We start from the raw sequence: 15022 nt of genomic DNA, 5'->3' as shown, positions 1-15022 counted from the left end.
TATATTTAACTTATTTATTTTCTAAAACAATTTCAATCTGACTTCCGGGAACTATTCTTGTCCCGTTCTGAATAGACTGGCTTACAACCTTGCCCCATCCCCTTATTTGCACTTTTAATCCAGCATTTTCGAGAGTGTATAGGGCGTCACGAGCACCAAATCCAATAACGTTTGGTACTAAATCTTTTATAATAGTACTTTCGTCCAGTTTTATTTTGTCTTTTTCTTTCGATTCTTTTATCATTGATGTACTGCTTAACGATGAGCCATCGAACGGAAGTTTCAGGTATTCGAGTACATTTTTCGTTTTCTGGAATGAACCGCCTTTTACTTCTGGAGCAGTGGTCGCTGTAATACCTTCTTTTGCTTTTATATCGGAAGGGCTAAGCATTACGTTTCTTATATAAACATTTTCGGCAATATTTTTAAACACGGCTCCGGCAGTTCTTGCACTAGCTGCAGGTTCGCGAGGTTTTATAATTCCCACCATGCATGTATATTTAGGTTTATCGGCAGGGAAATAACCGCAAAACGATACATAGTGTTCTTTATTGGTATACGCTCCGTTTTTCGTAAGCTGCGCAGTGCCTGTTTTTCCTGCAATTTGAAACAAATCCGATTTTACGGCTTTTCCGGTACCTTCGTTAATCACACCAACCAGCATGTCGTGCAGTTCGGCTAAAGTTCTGTCCGAACATAGTTTTGGATTTATAACTTCAGCTTCTATTTCGTTTTCTACTTTTCCGTTTTTCAGAATATCCTTAACAAGGAAGGGTTTGATCATTTTTCCATGATTGGCTATTCCGTTGTAAAACATCAGTATGTAGATTGGTGCAATTTGGGTTTCGTATCCGTATGATATCCATGGTAACGAAAGATCAGACCAAACCGGATTGCGTTCGTTTTTGCTGTTTCGGGGATGCTTTATTATCGACGACCCCTCTTTTCCTTGTAGGGGCATATCCCATGTAAGCTTCTTTGTGACACCTAGTTCGTACAAACGTTCGATATACTTTTCGGGGTGTGATGCATATCCTTTAAGAACACTTCTGGCTACAACAATATTCGACGATTTATGCATTCCTTCGGCTACACTTAAATAACCATAATTTGCCCCAACTCTGTAGTTATGGTCATACAGTTTCTTTTTCAATCTACCAGTGGTGTATTCGAACACTCCATCGCCAACGTAAAACGAGTCGCGTGGTGTTACAGCTCCATCTTCGAGTGCAACCATCATCGAGAGAGTTTTAAATGTCGAACCCGGATCGGCCATGTATGAAAACACATGAGGTTTGCGTTCGGAGTAAATGCCAGCCCCGATTCTGTCGAGGTTGGAAATTCCTTTTATTTCGCCCGTTTCGGTTTCCATAATAATGGCATAACCAGCCTGGGCCTCATATTCCGACAGGGTCGAATACAATGCTTTCTCGGTAATGTCCTGAATGTCTACATCGAGCGTAACGCGTATATCTTTACCTTCTATTGCAGGTACAATTACTTTGTCTATCGATTTTTTAGCAATACGGTGCACATCCTTTAAGCCCGAAACACCTCTCAGTATCGAATCGTATCGTAATTCTAGACCGCTTGAACCACGTGCCCATTTTTTTACTTTCACAACAGAATCTCTAATGATAAGAGTATCGTTTGCTACTTGTAGCGATCCTATAGTTCGACGAGCTATATTCTTAAAAGGATAGTCGCGGCTTATTCGTAATTCCTGAGTTAGTCCTCCTCCTTTTTTCTTGAAATATTCAATACTCTTAAGCTGTTGTAATTCAAGATAATTTATGTCGCGGGAAAATAAACGTACACTACGGCTTTTTGTTTTTTTTCTCCCTCCTTTTTTCAGTTTTTTATTATAGGCAATTTCGTTTCGGCTCAAATTCCAGCCGTCCATAAATAACTTACGGTATTGGGTCGCTGTTTTCTCGGGAAAAAGTTTTGCCAACTCAGGGAACATCCTTTTTCCATACTCGGCGATCGTATCTTTATGCAATCCTTCAGCCATAAAGTCGATACGTACTGTATATATAGGCTTGTTAATAGCAAGAGGACGTCCGTCGTAAGCGTATATATTACCTCTGTCGGGGATTACTCTGCTTTCTTCGGCTACGACTTTTACAATACGCTCAATTTCGGCCCATTTATCCCTTTCAACAAACATTATTTTCACAATGTTAGCAATAATGAATATGAAAATGAAAGACATGCCAATAACTAAGAAGGCGTATCGGTTTAAGATCGTCTTCCCTGTTTTATTGTCTTGATTTTCCGTATTATTTGCCATAGCAGGATATTCTTATTTTTCGAGTTTTATTTTGGGTTCTTTGGATATTTTTAAATTTAATCCGTTTCTTTCTACCAGAGCTTCTACTTGCGATTGTCGTCCAATACCTATAAGGTCTGTAGATATAACCTGCGATTTATATCTCGCATTGGTCAGGTCTTTTTTTAGAGATTCAATTTCCGATATTTTAGAAATACATGTAAATCTGTTGCTTATATATGCTGCAGCTATAACGAATGCAATGAGCAGGAATAACTTGTTTTTTGCGAAAAAATCCGATGTAAGGATGCTTCCGCTTAAAACTTGCATTATGTTTTGTCCGGCTTTCTTTACTTTGTTATTCATCTTCTTTCTATTAAAGCTTTTCGGCAATTCTTAACTTAGCGCTTCTCGATCGAGGATTTATTACTAGCTCCTCTTCCGATGGTATAATAACCTTATTGTTTACTAACTTAAATGGTGTATTTAAGTTTCCGTAGAAATCCTTATCTGCCTTACCTTCGAAGTTTCCTGTTTTAAAGAAATTTTTAACAAGTCGGTCTTCGAGCGAATGGTAAGTTATAACAACTAAACGGCCTTTAGGTTTCAGTATATCTAATGCTTGTGTCAGCATTTCTTTTAAAGCCTCCATTTCTTCGTTTACTTCGATGCGAAGAGCCTGAAATGCCTGAGCCAGTATTTTTTTCTCTTTGGCTTTACCTGTAAAAGGTTCTAGGACTTCTAATAGATCGCTTACTGTTTTGAAACTTTTCGTTTTCCTGCGATTGACGATGGATGCTGCAATTCTTCTCGATTGTTTGATCTCTCCATACAGATAAAGAACGTCGGCAAGTCTTTCTTCCTGATATTCATTCAGAATTTTAGCAGCGGTTTTGCTGTGCTTGCTATTCATGCGCATATCGAGCAAACTTTCTTCAAAACGAAAGGAGAAGCCTCTGTTCGAATCGTCAAAGTGGTGTGACGAAACACCTAAGTCTGCTAATATCGCATCCGCGGAGTCTTCATCGTAATAACGCATGAAATTTTTTAAGTAACGGAAATTGCTTCTCACGAAAGTGAACTTTGCATCTTCGGGTAAATTGTCAATGGCATCCATGTCTTGATCAAACCCGTAAAGATGTCCGTTGTTTCCTAGTCTCGAAAGTATTTCACGAGAATGTCCCCCTCCTCCAAATGTAACATCTATGCATACCGATTCGGGAGTGATATTCATGCCATCTACACTCTCTCTGAGTAGCACCGGTACGTGATAACCATCGGCAGTTACAATACTTTTCATATATTTTCGCTCATCAAACGCTGTATTTCCAGCCCAAAATCTTCTGGTGCAACTAATGTTTTATTCAGTTCACCTTTTGCCCATAATTCGATTGTGTTATCGACTCCTAGAAATGTTACCTCCGATTCTATGTCTGCTAACTGTAAACAACGTTTAGGTATGAGTATGCGCCCATTAGAGTCGAGTTCGAGGTGTTCGGCGTCGACTACAAACTGACGGAATATACTCTGTTGAGTTTTGTCCCAACGGCTTAGCCGTGAACGTAATTTTGCAACTTCTTCTTCCCAAACAATCAGAGGGTATAATACCAAGCAGTTCTGAAATATGTCTTTACGCAATACGAGCTCGGTTTGCCCGGAAGCTAAAAGTAATTTACGGAACGAAGCAGGCACGAAAACACGGGCTTTCGCATCTATTTTAGCTTCAATATTTCCGAGAAATTGCATCATATTACACTTGACCTAATGTATTAGTTTGTAAAGATATGAAAATAATCCACTTTGCCCCACTTTTCTCCACTAAACTTTTTCAACAAGTTATTAACAGGGTTTGTAAGCCGGAGATAGGGGGAGTGAAGGAATTCCGATTTTATTGAAATGAAGTTAAATAATTAACGGCTAAATTTGGACAAAAGACTAGTATGTTATAATTTTATCGTTTTATTGAATAAATATTTTATTTTTTAATAACTATGGTTATTTTCCAAAGAGTAAATTTGGGTTTTCACCTTTTATTTCTTAGTGTTTTATGTTGCTTGTTATAATATCGTGGATTGTTATAACATTCACATTCTTTTCCTTTGGTCATTTATTTATCTCATTGTACAATAAATTTAGCAAGGCTAACGAAAATTATGGCATATTGGATACAATTGTGCTAGGGCTATGTTTTCTATCTGTTATACTGCCCTTATGTTCGTTATTTGTACCATCGAATCATTATTTACTGCTGTTTTATATTTTGATATGTAGTGTGTACTGGTTCTTTAATAAGGATAAAGCACAAGATGTATTTTTGTATGTAAAATCTATTTTTGCATCATACAATAAAGTAGAGGTATTCATTTTTGTTATTGCCATTCTTATTGTTTTTTTATGTTCGTTATACTCTCCTAATAATTTTGATTCATCGTATTATCATCGACAAAATATTTTATGGAATGAAAACTTCAGGGTAATTCCCGGGCTTGGTAATTTAGAAGACAGGTATGGTTTTAACTCTAACTATCTGTTGTTTGAAGCGCTCTTTAGTTTTCGTATTATTTTTGGGCATGCAATATATACTATGCAAATACTATTTTTTCTGTATTTTTTGTGCTGGACTTTAAATCGCTTATTCAAAACCCGATATAAAATGATATATCTGGTATTGTTTTTTGTTTTAATTGCATTTTATGAGTTGCAAAGGCGTTTTATGACCGATTCGGATATTGATATATTTGCCAGTATTGTTTTGCTATTTTACATTGTTAAAGTCTTTTTAGGTTCGAAAAGTTTAACCCGACAATTACTTTTTGTATGCTCTGTTCCTATAATTCTGCTTACTTTTAAGCTGTCGTATGCTGAGTTTTTTCTTTCGTCTTTATATTTCTTCTTTTATTGCTTTAGGAGAAAACAAAATAAACAACTCTTTTTTATTTTTATATGTTCGTGTGCTATTGTAGTTTTTTGGTGCATTCGGAATATAATAATTACCGGATACCTTGTTTATCCTTTTCCGGCTATCGACTTGTTTGACTTTGATTGGAAAATGCCAATATCGACAGTTATTATACAAAAAACATATATATATGAGTGGGCAAAGCATCTGTTTTTCAATATAAATCCAATATTTGATTTGCTCGCTTTTAAGAATCCCAGTGAGTTTAGAAATTCCGTATTTTGTTATATGTTGATTTTGAGTTTGTTGTCGGTTTTGCTGATTTCGTATCACATTGTGAAGAAGAAGATAAACAAACATGTTTGTGCAGTATATTTTGCTTTGTATATAGGTCTGATTGTAGCATTAATATTAGCACCTGATATACGCTTTCTTAAAGGTTATATATTTTGTGGGTTGTTTATAGTGTGTATATATAGTTTACCTGCATACATGGATAAGATTCGGCTTCCTGTAAAGAGAATTATTGTTTTTCTTGCTCTAATATTGTGTTTAATAAACGAAGTAAATAATCTAAATGTTCTAAAAACAACCAATCCCTTTCTTAGTTGTAACGAAAGAATTTTAAATATTCTCGCTCATCCAATGAAGCCTATATACCCTGTTGAATATGATGATTATAATTTGAACGGCACAATAGTTTATATAACAAGAGATGAAGAAAACAGGACTTTTGATAAATTTCCGTCGGTATACGACAAAGGTCTGCCTTTCGAGTCTTTTAGAAATAATAAAATACAAGATATTAGAACAATAGAATTGCGAGGAGCAACTTTTCAGGATGGGTTTAGAACAAAACCAGAGTATATAGAAATACTTGATAATAATGTGGAGAAGACTGTCTTAGATCTGACAAGTAGATATAAATAGTGATTTATATAAATTTGAATTCTAAGATAATTAGTATAGGTTTAAGGGCTTTTCTTTTTTTTTGAGTGACAACAGGTTTTGCATTTTAATCAGTAAATGCTTTTCTCCAAAAATCTTATCTTTGTATTTCTGTCGTTAAGAATGTGCTTATGCAAAAAAATAATTTAGAGCTTTTAGATCTTGATAAGGTTCTGAAAAATAAAGCTCCCCGAATCTATAAAAAAATACCTAAGTTTTTACTCTCTTGGCTCAAGAGGAAAATACATCAAGATGAGCTGAACGAAATACTTACCATTTATGCCGACAAAGATGGGGTGGATTTTATGGAGGCTGTTGTTGGTTACTTTAATCTTGCTCTTGATATAAGGGGCTTGGATGAATTGGATAAGAGCGGAAGGTATATTTTTGCATCAAATCATCCACTTGGAGGATTAGATGGTATTTGCTTGTCAGCCGTAATAGGCGAAAAGTTTGATAAAAAGATTAGGTATCCAGTTAATGATCTGTTGCTCAATATTCCTAACCTTCGTTCCATATTTGTTCCAATCAATAAATTCGGATCGCAATCGAAAAATGCAGCTTCGGATATAAACGAAGCTTTTGCGTCCGAAAATCAAATAATAACTTTTCCTGCGGGATTATGTTCCCGTAAAATAGAAGGTAAAATCTGTGATTTGGAATGGAAAAAGATGTTCGTACAAAAAGCCGTCGAAACTCGACGTGACGTAATTCCTGTTTATTTTGAGGCGGCTAATTCAAAATTCTTTTATAGATTTGCAAACATTAGGAAAAAGCTAGGGGTAAAATTCAATATAGAGTTGATCTTTTTGCCCGACGAAATGTTTAAATGTAAAGGTAGCACATTTACTATCACTTTTGGAAAGCCTATAAAATGGGAGGTTTTTGATAAGTCGAAAACTCTGGCGCAATGGGCTGAATATGTGAAAAATGAAGCTTATTTGTTGAAGGGGTAATTGTGAAAATAGACCTTTTTATTTTATAGTATTGCTTTGTGCTAAAGCAATTTATACATTTGAGATATGGAAAATATTATTCCTCCGATAGAGAAAAAATTACTAAAGGCAGAATTAACAAAAGATAAATTTCTGCGAAAAACCAATAAGGCAGATAATGAGATTTATATTATAACTCATCATAATGCTCCTAATGTTATGCTAGAAATAGGTCGGCTGAGGGAGATTGCTTTTCGTTTTTATGGAGGAGGAACCGGGCTTGCATCGGATATTGATGAATATGATACGATGGATAATCCATACAAACAGTTGGTTGTATGGAACCCTGAAGCAGAAGAAATTTTAGGAGGGTATCGTTTTATTTGTGGTCCTGATATTAAGTTTGATGAAAAAGGTGAACCCATTTTGGCAACATCTCATTTGTTTCATTTCTCAAAAAAATTCAATGAAGAATACCTTCCTTATACTTTCGAGTTAGGACGCTCGTTTGTTTCTCTTGATTACCAGTCTACACGGTCGGGATCGAAAGGCATATTTGTTTTGGATAATTTATGGGATGGCTTAGGGGCTCTTTCTGTGGCCGATCCGTCGATGAAATATTTTTTTGGGAAAGTGACCATGTTCGATACTTACGATTCGCAGGCGAGGGATATGATATTATATTTTATGCAAAAGCATTTTCCCGATCCCGAAAGATTAATATGGCCCAAACATGCTGTGAAAATAAATACGACGGAGGCTAAGCTTGCTAAGCTGTTTTCGGAGGACGATTTAAAAAGCGATTATAAAATTCTTAATGGAGCAGTGCGTAAGCGCGGTATAAATATTCCGCCATTGGTAAATGCATATATGGGGTTGTCACCCCAGATGAAGGTGTTTGGTACTGCTGTTAACGATGGTTTTGGCAATGTCGAAGAAACAGGTATTCTTATCAATGTAGATGAGATTCTTGAAGAAAAGAAAATACGACATATTGAATCGTATTTGAAAGATAAACCATCGAAACGATTTCTTAGCCGATTGCGACAAATGATTAACTGGAATTGGCGGTCTAATGTTGTGAAGATGAAAAAGAAATGAGAATAACAAACTAGTTCGATTAGTCTTTATTTAAGCGCTTTCTGTCCCCTTTCTTTCTTGTTTAGGTCCTTTATTATACTATTATTGTGTAATAGACTGTATTTCGGGAGTTAGTATATCCATAACTTTGCTTACGACACCCGAATTGGATTTAACGTATTCTCCCGCAAAATTTCCTGCCGAAGTAAGCATTTTCGGATATTGTAAGAACTCTTCCATAAGGCCGCGAAACGAACTTTCATCTTGTATAGGATAACCTCCTCCTGCAACGATCAATTCGTTGGCCTCTCTGAATTTTTTGAAATTTGGACCAAATATAACAGGAATGTTATATACTGCAGCTTCTAATACATTGTGTATACCGGCTCCAAATCCACCTCCAATATAAGCAATGTCTCCATAACGATATATCGAGGAAAGTTTACCTATGCTGTCGATTATCAGGCAGTCGAAATTACCCGCATCTATTGTCGGGTTGTTTTCCAGTTGCGAGTATCGGATAAGTGGGCGTTTAACAAGCCCCTCAATATAATTTAAATGAGATTCGTGTATCTCGTGAGGTGCTATTATTAATTTAGTTTCGCTGCTGTTATTGAAGAATGAGATGAAAATATCTTCGTCTTTAGGCCACGAGCTACCAGCTACTAATACCTTCGGTTTGTTTTCGGAGTTTTCTGACACAAAACTCTCAATTAAAGGAAGTTCTTTTGCTTGTTGCTTTATTTTATTAACTCTGTCGAAACGGGTGTCTCCACAAACTGTAACGTTGTTTATGCCAATATTAGCAAGCAATTTCTGCGAGTTTTCGTCTTGGACGCAAATGCATTTGTAGTATTTTAATATGTTTCTGGAGCCTTGCCCATACCATTTGAAAAATAACTGATCGGGGCGAAATATGGCCGATACCATGTAAACAGGAATATTTCGTTTATATAATTGATTTACATAGTTAAACCAGAATTCGTATTTTATAAAAATAGCCATAGCCGGATTGGCTAACTTAATGAATTTTTTCACATTCCTTTTTCTGTCGAAAGGCAAGTAGCATACGGTGTCGGCTAGTTCGTAGTTTTTTCTTACTTCGTATCCCGAAGGCGAAAAGAAAGTAAGTAATATTTTAAATTGTGGATATTGTTTCTTTATACGTTCAATTAAAGGACGTCCCTGTTCGAATTCGCCTAAAGAAGCTGCGTGTATCCAGATATATTTGGCATTAATGTCGATCTCGCGTTGTAATTTTTTGTAAACCTCCTTATGCCCTTGTGTCATAAGTCGGGCTTTTTTATGGAATAGAGATGCCAAGCGTACAGCAAGTGCATATAAACTTATAGCCAGATTATATATCATGATGTCTTACTTCGATATGTTTTGTATGGCTGTTTCCAGTCTTTTAATTGTCTCTTCTTTTCCTATTGCGGCTGTAATATCGAACATGTGAGGGCCTTTAGATTCACCTACAACGGCAAGTCTGAATGCATTCATTATGTTTCCTAAATGATACTCTTTCGATTCTATCCACGATTTGACTACCTCTTCCTGATTGTGAGACGAAAAATCGTTGATATTTTGCAATACGGAAATAAGTTCGGTAAGTTGCGAAGGAGTTTCTTCTTTCCAGCGTTTTTTTACAGTCTTTTCGTCGTATGTTTCAGGTGCTTTAAAAAAGAAAGCCGATTGATCCCATAATTCTTTTACAAACGATACTCTTTCTTTAACCAAGCCTACTATTTTCTCTACATATTCAGCTGTCGACTCTATTCCTTTTTCTTTTAATATGGGAATAAAAAGAGCGGCTATCTCTGCATTGCTTTTCTTTTGAATATATTGATGGTTGAACCACTTTGCTTTTTCGTAATCGAATTTAGCTCCACTTTTGCTACATTTTTCTAAAGAAAAGAGCTTAATAAGATCATCCATTATTAATATTTCTTCGTCGTTCCCTGGATTCCAGCCTAGTAGGGCAAGGAAGTTTACAACAGCCTCTGGCAGATAGCCGCTTTCGCGGTATCCTGATGAGATTTCACCCGATTTTGGGTCGTGCCATTCAAGTGGGAATACAGGAAAGCCGAGCCTGTCTCCGTCGCGTTTGCTTAGTTTTCCATTTCCTTCCGGTTTTAGCAATAGCGGTAGATGTGCGAATCCGGGCATGGTTTCTTCCCAGTCAAAAGCTCTGTATAACAAAACGTGTAGTGGTGCAGAGGGTAACCATTCTTCGCCACGTATAACATGAGTAACTTCCATCAAATGATCGTCAACGATGTTGGCAAGATGGTAAGTTGGTAAATTATCGGCCGATTTATAAAGAACTTTATCATCTAGTATCGAAGAGTTAATTTTTACTTCGCCACGGATAATGTCGTTTACAATCACATCTTGTCCCGGTTCTATTTTAAACCTTACAACATATTGTTCTCTATTATTTATTAACGAATCGGTTTCTTCTTTACTCAATGTTAAAGAATTTCGCATTTGAAGACGTGTCGAAGCATCGTATTGAAAGTTTGCGATTTCGTTTCTTTTTGCTTCAAGTTCGGCAGGCGTGTCGAATGCAAAATAAGCGTTCCCGTTTTCAAGAAGCATGTCGACATACTTTTTGTAAATATCTTTACGTTCCGATTGACGATAAGGGCCATAGTTTCCTCCGTTGTGTACACCTTCATCAAATTCGAGCCCTAACCATGTTAAAGCTTCTATTATGTACTCTTCGGCACCGGGAACAAACCGTTGCGAGTCAGTATCTTCGATCCGAAGTATAAAATCTCCATTGTGCTGTTTGGCGAACAGGTAGTTGTATAAAGCTGTTCTAACTCCTCCTATGTGTAAAGGCCCCGTAGGACTGGGGGCAAAACGTACTCTGACTTTTTTATTCATGGAATCCCGAATAATATTAAGCAATACAATATAGTCAGGTTATAGTAATTATATCTGACCTTAAAAGGCTGCAAAATTACAAAAAAAACCTAAAGGATTTGTTCAATGTGGGTCAAAATATTATATAAATGTAGATTGTTGTATTTCAGAATAATACAATAAGGAGCTTTTACTTGTTTTTATTCATGCTATTTACAATAACCTCAGCGGCACGTGCCGAGGCTCCGGGGTGCCCTAGTATGTTTATAACTTCATCATATCCACTAAGCATGTTGTTGCGGTATATTGCATTATTCAAAATCATGCTAAGCTCGGAGTGAATGTTTGAGAAGGAGAAAAACTTGGCAAATAATTCTTGTACGACAGTTTTGTCGGCAATAAGGTTTACCAACGATATATATTTAGTTGTGAGTATGTGTTTATATACCCAATATACAATTTTAGGGATTGGCGTTTTATAACATACTACCTGAGGCACTCTGAATAAGGCTGTTTCGAGTGTCGCTGTACCGGAAGTAACGAGCGCAGCCTCGGAATATTTAAGTAAGCGATAAGTTTGTCCAAATATTATTTTTGAATCGGTTGTCAGATATTGGTTGTAATATTCGGGCGATATTCCGGGTGCACCGGCAATAACGGCCTGATAATCGGGGAATCTGGCAACAACATCAAGCATTGTAGGCAGATTGTCTTTTATTTCCTGCTTTCGACTTCCTGCTAAAAGTGCAATAATTGGTTTCTCGGATAAATTGTTGTTTTCTCTGAATTGACTAATAGAGTCTTCTTTATTCCTTTCGTTAAAATCGGCGACCGCATCAACGGTTGGGTTGCCTACATAATCGACTGCGTAATTGTGCTTTTTGAAAAAATCGACTTCGAACGGGAGAATGCAAAGCATTTTATCCACATACTTCTTGAACGACTTAACCCTGTATTCTTTCCATGCCCAAACTTTAGGCGATATGTAATAATAAACGGGTATATTGGTGTTCAGTTTTATGTATTTAGCTATTTTCAGGTTGAATCCGGGGTAGTCAATAAGGATAACAACATCGGGCTTATACTCAAGGATGCTTTGCTGACACATCTTCATGTTGCGGAGAATTGTTCTCAGATTCAGCAAAACAGGGATAAAACCCATGTAGGCCAGCTCGCGGTAATGCTTTATAAGCTGTCCGCCCTGAGCTTGCATAAGGTCGCCGCCGAAAAAACGAAATTCGGCATCTTTATCCTGCTCTTTTAATGCAGTCATTAGGTTTGACGCATGTAGGTCGCCCGAGGCTTCGCCCGCGACAAGAAAATATTTCATATTGTTATTTTATGTTTTCCCAATTTTTCATTTGGGTTATATATTCGCGGGCAGTCATGTCTACTCTTATAGGAACTATCGATATATAATTGTTTGCTAAAGCCCATTCGTCGGTTTCGGTGTCGCTCGGGGCGTCGTCTTTAAAATGTCCGGTAAGCCAGTAAACATCTTTTTTTTGTCCGTCTTGCGATTTTGCGAATTCTTCGATCCATTGTCCTGTTGCTTGTTTGCAAACTTTGACTCCTTTAACTTCGCCAAGCGGTATGTTTACATTTAAACAAACTCCGGCTGGTAACCCATTCTTTATAACATCGGTGCTTAGCTCCTTTATTATATTACTTGCGTTCGAAAAATCGGCATTCGGACTATGATCCAATAGAGAAAATCCTATAGATGGAACTTTAAATATGCACCCTTCGATAGCGGCACCCATTGTTCCTGAGTAAAGAACACATATTGAAGCGTTTGACCCGTGATTGATCCCCGATACGATAAGGTCGGGCTTGCGTCCTATTACCTCGCTTATCCCTAATTTTATGCAGTCGACAGGTGTTCCTGTGCACGAATATATTTTAATGTCCTTTTCTTTGTTTTCGTCAATTAGTTGAAAACGAATAGGGTGTATGCTTGTTATTGCGCTAGACATGCCTGAGCGTGGACCATCGGGGGCTACTACAATAATTTCGCCTAATCCTACAAGATTCTCAATCAGGGCGTTTATTCCCTTTGCTTGATATCCGTCGTCGTTGGTAACAAGGATAAGAGGTTTTTCCATTATACTTATCGTTTAGCAATTATAATTAATATTGAAAGACGTGGCAAAGATAGCAGATTTAAGCTAAGTTCTGAAATTTTAGGACAAAGTGAGAATGTTGTAATTTCGAAAAACTTCTTAGTGTAGTATAAAAAATGAGAGGCAGTATTTCTTTCCCATTTTTATATAAACTACCTTTGACAAAAGGTAGAAAAATTTTAATGATGAAAAGAAATATATCCCTGCTTTGTTTGCTTTTTTTGATGTTGGCAGTGCCTGTTGTGTATGCTCAGAATTACAGAAAAGAGATAAAGCCTGTAAAGAATGTGATTTTGATGATTCCCGACGGAACATCTATAGGGGTTGTATCGGCAGCCCGATGGTATAATTATTATAAAGGGTTGGGCGATAACCTTAATATAGACCCATATATATGCGGAACGGTAAAAACTTTTTCATCGAATGCTCCAATCGGGGATTCAGCACCAACAACATCGTGTTATATGACAGGTGTTCCTCAACAAACAGGGAATGTGTCGATATATCCGCCAGCCGACCCGAATAAAGATATTTATCCGGTCGATCCACAGATGGCTTACCAGCCGTTAGTGACTATACTTGAGGCTGCAAAAATGCAGAAAAATAAAGCAACAGGGCTTGTGGTAACAGTCGAGTTCCCGCATGCTACACCAGCCGATTGTGCTGCACATCATTATAATAGGGGAGCGTATAAATATTTAGCGCCCCAGATGGCTTACAATAACCTGAATGTTGTTTTTGGTGGAGGCAATTCGATTATAACTGACGATATAAAACGACATTTTGCTAATAATGGAACACGTTTAATTCAAAATGATATTGATGAGTTTAAGCAAATTACTCCGGTGCAAGATGAAAAAGTATGGGCATTATTTGCCGAAAAGGAACTTCCGTACGATGTAGACCGCGATCCGGCAAAGATTCCGTCTTTATCCGAAATGACAGAAAAAGCTCTAGAGGTGCTCTCTGCTAATGAAAATGGTTTCTTTCTGATGGTTGAAGGGAGTAAGGTGGATTGGGCCGCACATAGCAACGATGCTGTTGGTTGCATTACCGAGTATTTAGCTTTCGATAAGGCGGTAGGTGTAGCCCTCGATTTTGCAAAAAAAGATGGGGAAACTGCAATTATTATTTTACCCGATCATGGAAATAGTGGATTTACCATAGGAAGAGCAGGTTTAAATCGTTACGATAAAGCTTCTTTGGAGGACTTGTTTGGAAATGTGACTAAGTTTAAGCGAACAGCTGAGGGATTAGAGCGTATTTTGTTGAAAGAAAAGCCTGATAACTTCAAATCTGTTTTTAAAGAAAATACAGGAATTGAGATAACAAAAGAAGAATTGAACAAACTTTTAAGTTCGAAAAACTATAAAGAAGCCGATTATATGAAAAAATCGGAGAGCGAAAATATGGTACGTACAATAGTCAGTATCCTGAATAGTCGAACTTATTTTGGTTTTACATCGGGAGGGCATACCGGAGAAGAGGTTTTTCTTGCAGCTTATCATCCACAGGGCGATATCCCTTTGGGCATGAATACGAATATAGACATAAATCGATATTTATTTAGTGTACTGGGTTTGCAAACAGATTTGGCAGATATGACAAAACAAGTGTTTGCTAAACATACTGATGTTTTTGCAGGATTAAAATGTAAGGTAAGCAACGAACATGATTTTCCTGTGTTGACAGTGAAAAAAGACAACGAAATATTAAAAATTCCTGCATATAAATCGGTAGCATATTTGAACGAAGTACCCTTCGATGTGGGTTCGGTAGTTGTATATATTGATAAAACAAAGACTTTTTACTTGCCTGCTAATTTAATTGAGAAATTAAAATAAGTCAGAATGTAATTGTTATGTACTTAACATTCAAAGGAAAATTGTTACCT

General features: G+C 36.9%; 12 protein-coding genes. 4 read left to right on the top strand and 8 right to left on the bottom strand.

What is annotated here, in order from left to right; genetic code table 11:
• Window positions 1–10: 10 nt before the first annotated feature.
• Genes D0T53_RS04375 through D0T53_RS04360 form a run of 4 tightly spaced genes read right to left on the bottom strand, consistent with a single transcriptional unit; the run spans window position 11 to window position 4018 of the window.
• The gene (locus tag D0T53_RS04375) at window positions 11–2293 is read right to left on the bottom strand and encodes a penicillin-binding protein (RefSeq protein ID WP_163265465.1); all 2283 of its coding nucleotides are present in this window, start codon (window positions 2291–2293) and stop codon (window positions 11–13) included.
• Window positions 2294–2305: 12 nt separating this feature from the next.
• Window positions 2306–2638: an FtsL-like putative cell division protein gene (locus D0T53_RS04370; protein ID WP_163265463.1), complete on the bottom strand. Its 333-nt coding sequence runs from the start codon at window positions 2636–2638 to the stop codon at window positions 2306–2308.
• Window positions 2639–2648: 10 nt separating this feature from the next.
• Window positions 2649–3572 carry a 16S rRNA (cytosine(1402)-N(4))-methyltransferase RsmH gene (gene rsmH / locus D0T53_RS04365; RefSeq protein WP_163265461.1) on the bottom strand — a complete coding sequence of 308 codons (924 nt, stop codon included), beginning with the start codon at window positions 3570–3572 and terminating at the stop codon, window positions 2649–2651.
• Window positions 3569–4018 carry a division/cell wall cluster transcriptional repressor MraZ gene (locus D0T53_RS04360; RefSeq protein WP_185152974.1) on the bottom strand — a complete coding sequence of 150 codons (450 nt, stop codon included), beginning with the start codon at window positions 4016–4018 and terminating at the stop codon, window positions 3569–3571. Before D0T53_RS04360 ends, rsmH begins: the two co-directional genes overlap by 4 nt.
• Window positions 4019–4925: 907 nt before the next feature.
• Between D0T53_RS04360 and D0T53_RS04355 the strand changes: the two genes are divergently transcribed.
• From D0T53_RS04355 to D0T53_RS04345, 3 genes are all read left to right on the top strand, one after another.
• Entirely contained in the window at window positions 4926–6101 is a 1176-nt protein-coding gene (locus D0T53_RS04355; RefSeq protein ID WP_163265457.1) for a hypothetical protein, read from the top strand.
• Window positions 6102–6250: 149 nt separating this feature from the next.
• Complete coding sequence (locus D0T53_RS04350) at window positions 6251–7075, top strand: 1-acyl-sn-glycerol-3-phosphate acyltransferase (protein ID WP_163265455.1); 825 nt, start codon at window positions 6251–6253, stop codon at window positions 7073–7075.
• Between the two features lie 66 nt (window positions 7076–7141).
• Complete coding sequence (locus D0T53_RS04345; protein ID WP_163265453.1) at window positions 7142–8155, top strand: GNAT family N-acetyltransferase; 1014 nt, start codon at window positions 7142–7144, stop codon at window positions 8153–8155.
• An 81-nt stretch (window positions 8156–8236) separates the two neighbouring features.
• Here D0T53_RS04345 and D0T53_RS04340 read toward each other — a convergent pair whose 3' ends face one another.
• The 4 genes from D0T53_RS04340 to surE form a co-directional block, all read right to left on the bottom strand.
• Window positions 8237–9502 (bottom strand): 3-deoxy-D-manno-octulosonic acid transferase, encoded by a 1266-nt coding sequence (locus D0T53_RS04340; protein WP_163265451.1) that lies wholly within the window; start codon window positions 9500–9502, stop codon window positions 8237–8239.
• 6 nt (window positions 9503–9508) lie between these two features.
• A complete protein-coding gene (gene gltX, locus D0T53_RS04335) occupies window positions 9509–11026 on the bottom strand; it encodes a glutamate--tRNA ligase (protein ID WP_163265449.1) in 1518 nt (505 codons plus the stop codon).
• 169 nt (window positions 11027–11195) lie between these two features.
• A complete protein-coding gene (gene lpxB / locus D0T53_RS04330; RefSeq protein ID WP_163265447.1) occupies window positions 11196–12335 on the bottom strand; it encodes a lipid-A-disaccharide synthase in 1140 nt (379 codons plus the stop codon).
• A gap of 4 nt (window positions 12336–12339) precedes the next feature.
• Window positions 12340–13110 (bottom strand): 5'/3'-nucleotidase SurE, encoded by a 771-nt coding sequence (gene surE / locus D0T53_RS04325; protein WP_163265445.1) that lies wholly within the window; start codon window positions 13108–13110, stop codon window positions 12340–12342.
• 203 nt (window positions 13111–13313) lie between these two features.
• Here surE and D0T53_RS04320 point away from each other — a divergent pair, with 203 nt between their 5' ends.
• Window positions 13314–14972, top strand: a complete 1659-nt coding sequence (locus D0T53_RS04320; protein ID WP_163265634.1) for an alkaline phosphatase — start codon at window positions 13314–13316, stop codon at window positions 14970–14972.
• The last annotated feature ends 50 nt before the right edge of the window (window positions 14973–15022 follow it).

It is taken from the genome of Dysgonomonas sp. 216 (genome assembly GCF_010501065.1).
GTDB lineage: Bacteria > Bacteroidota > Bacteroidia > Bacteroidales > Dysgonomonadaceae > QVMM01.
The sequence above is the reverse complement of the archived record's forward strand: the minus strand, read 5'-3'. Positions and strand labels throughout refer to the sequence as shown.

Excerpts from the sequence above, each read along its gene's own strand:
- D0T53_RS04375 (WP_163265465.1), bottom strand. The coding sequence starts at position 2,293 with ATGGCAAATAATACGGAAAATCAAGACAATAAAACAGGGAAGACGATC.
- D0T53_RS04370 (WP_163265463.1), bottom strand. The coding sequence starts at position 2,638 with ATGAATAACAAAGTAAAGAAAGCCGGACAAAACATAATGCAAGTTTTA.
- rsmH (WP_163265461.1), bottom strand. The coding sequence starts at position 3,572 with ATGAAAAGTATTGTAACTGCCGATGGTTATCACGTACCGGTGCTACTC.
- D0T53_RS04360 (WP_185152974.1), bottom strand. The coding sequence starts at position 4,018 with ATGCAATTTCTCGGAAATATTGAAGCTAAAATAGATGCGAAAGCCCGT.
- D0T53_RS04355 (WP_163265457.1), top strand. The coding sequence starts at position 4,926 with ATGATATATCTGGTATTGTTTTTTGTTTTAATTGCATTTTATGAGTTG.
- D0T53_RS04350 (WP_163265455.1), top strand. The coding sequence starts at position 6,251 with ATGCAAAAAAATAATTTAGAGCTTTTAGATCTTGATAAGGTTCTGAAA.
- D0T53_RS04345 (WP_163265453.1), top strand. The coding sequence starts at position 7,142 with ATGGAAAATATTATTCCTCCGATAGAGAAAAAATTACTAAAGGCAGAA.
- D0T53_RS04340 (WP_163265451.1), bottom strand. The coding sequence starts at position 9,502 with ATGATATATAATCTGGCTATAAGTTTATATGCACTTGCTGTACGCTTG.
- gltX (WP_163265449.1), bottom strand. The coding sequence starts at position 11,026 with ATGAATAAAAAAGTCAGAGTACGTTTTGCCCCCAGTCCTACGGGGCCT.
- lpxB (WP_163265447.1), bottom strand. The coding sequence starts at position 12,335 with ATGAAATATTTTCTTGTCGCGGGCGAAGCCTCGGGCGACCTACATGCG.
- surE (WP_163265445.1), bottom strand. The coding sequence starts at position 13,110 with ATGGAAAAACCTCTTATCCTTGTTACCAACGACGACGGATATCAAGCA.
- D0T53_RS04320 (WP_163265634.1), top strand. The coding sequence starts at position 13,314 with ATGAAAAGAAATATATCCCTGCTTTGTTTGCTTTTTTTGATGTTGGCA.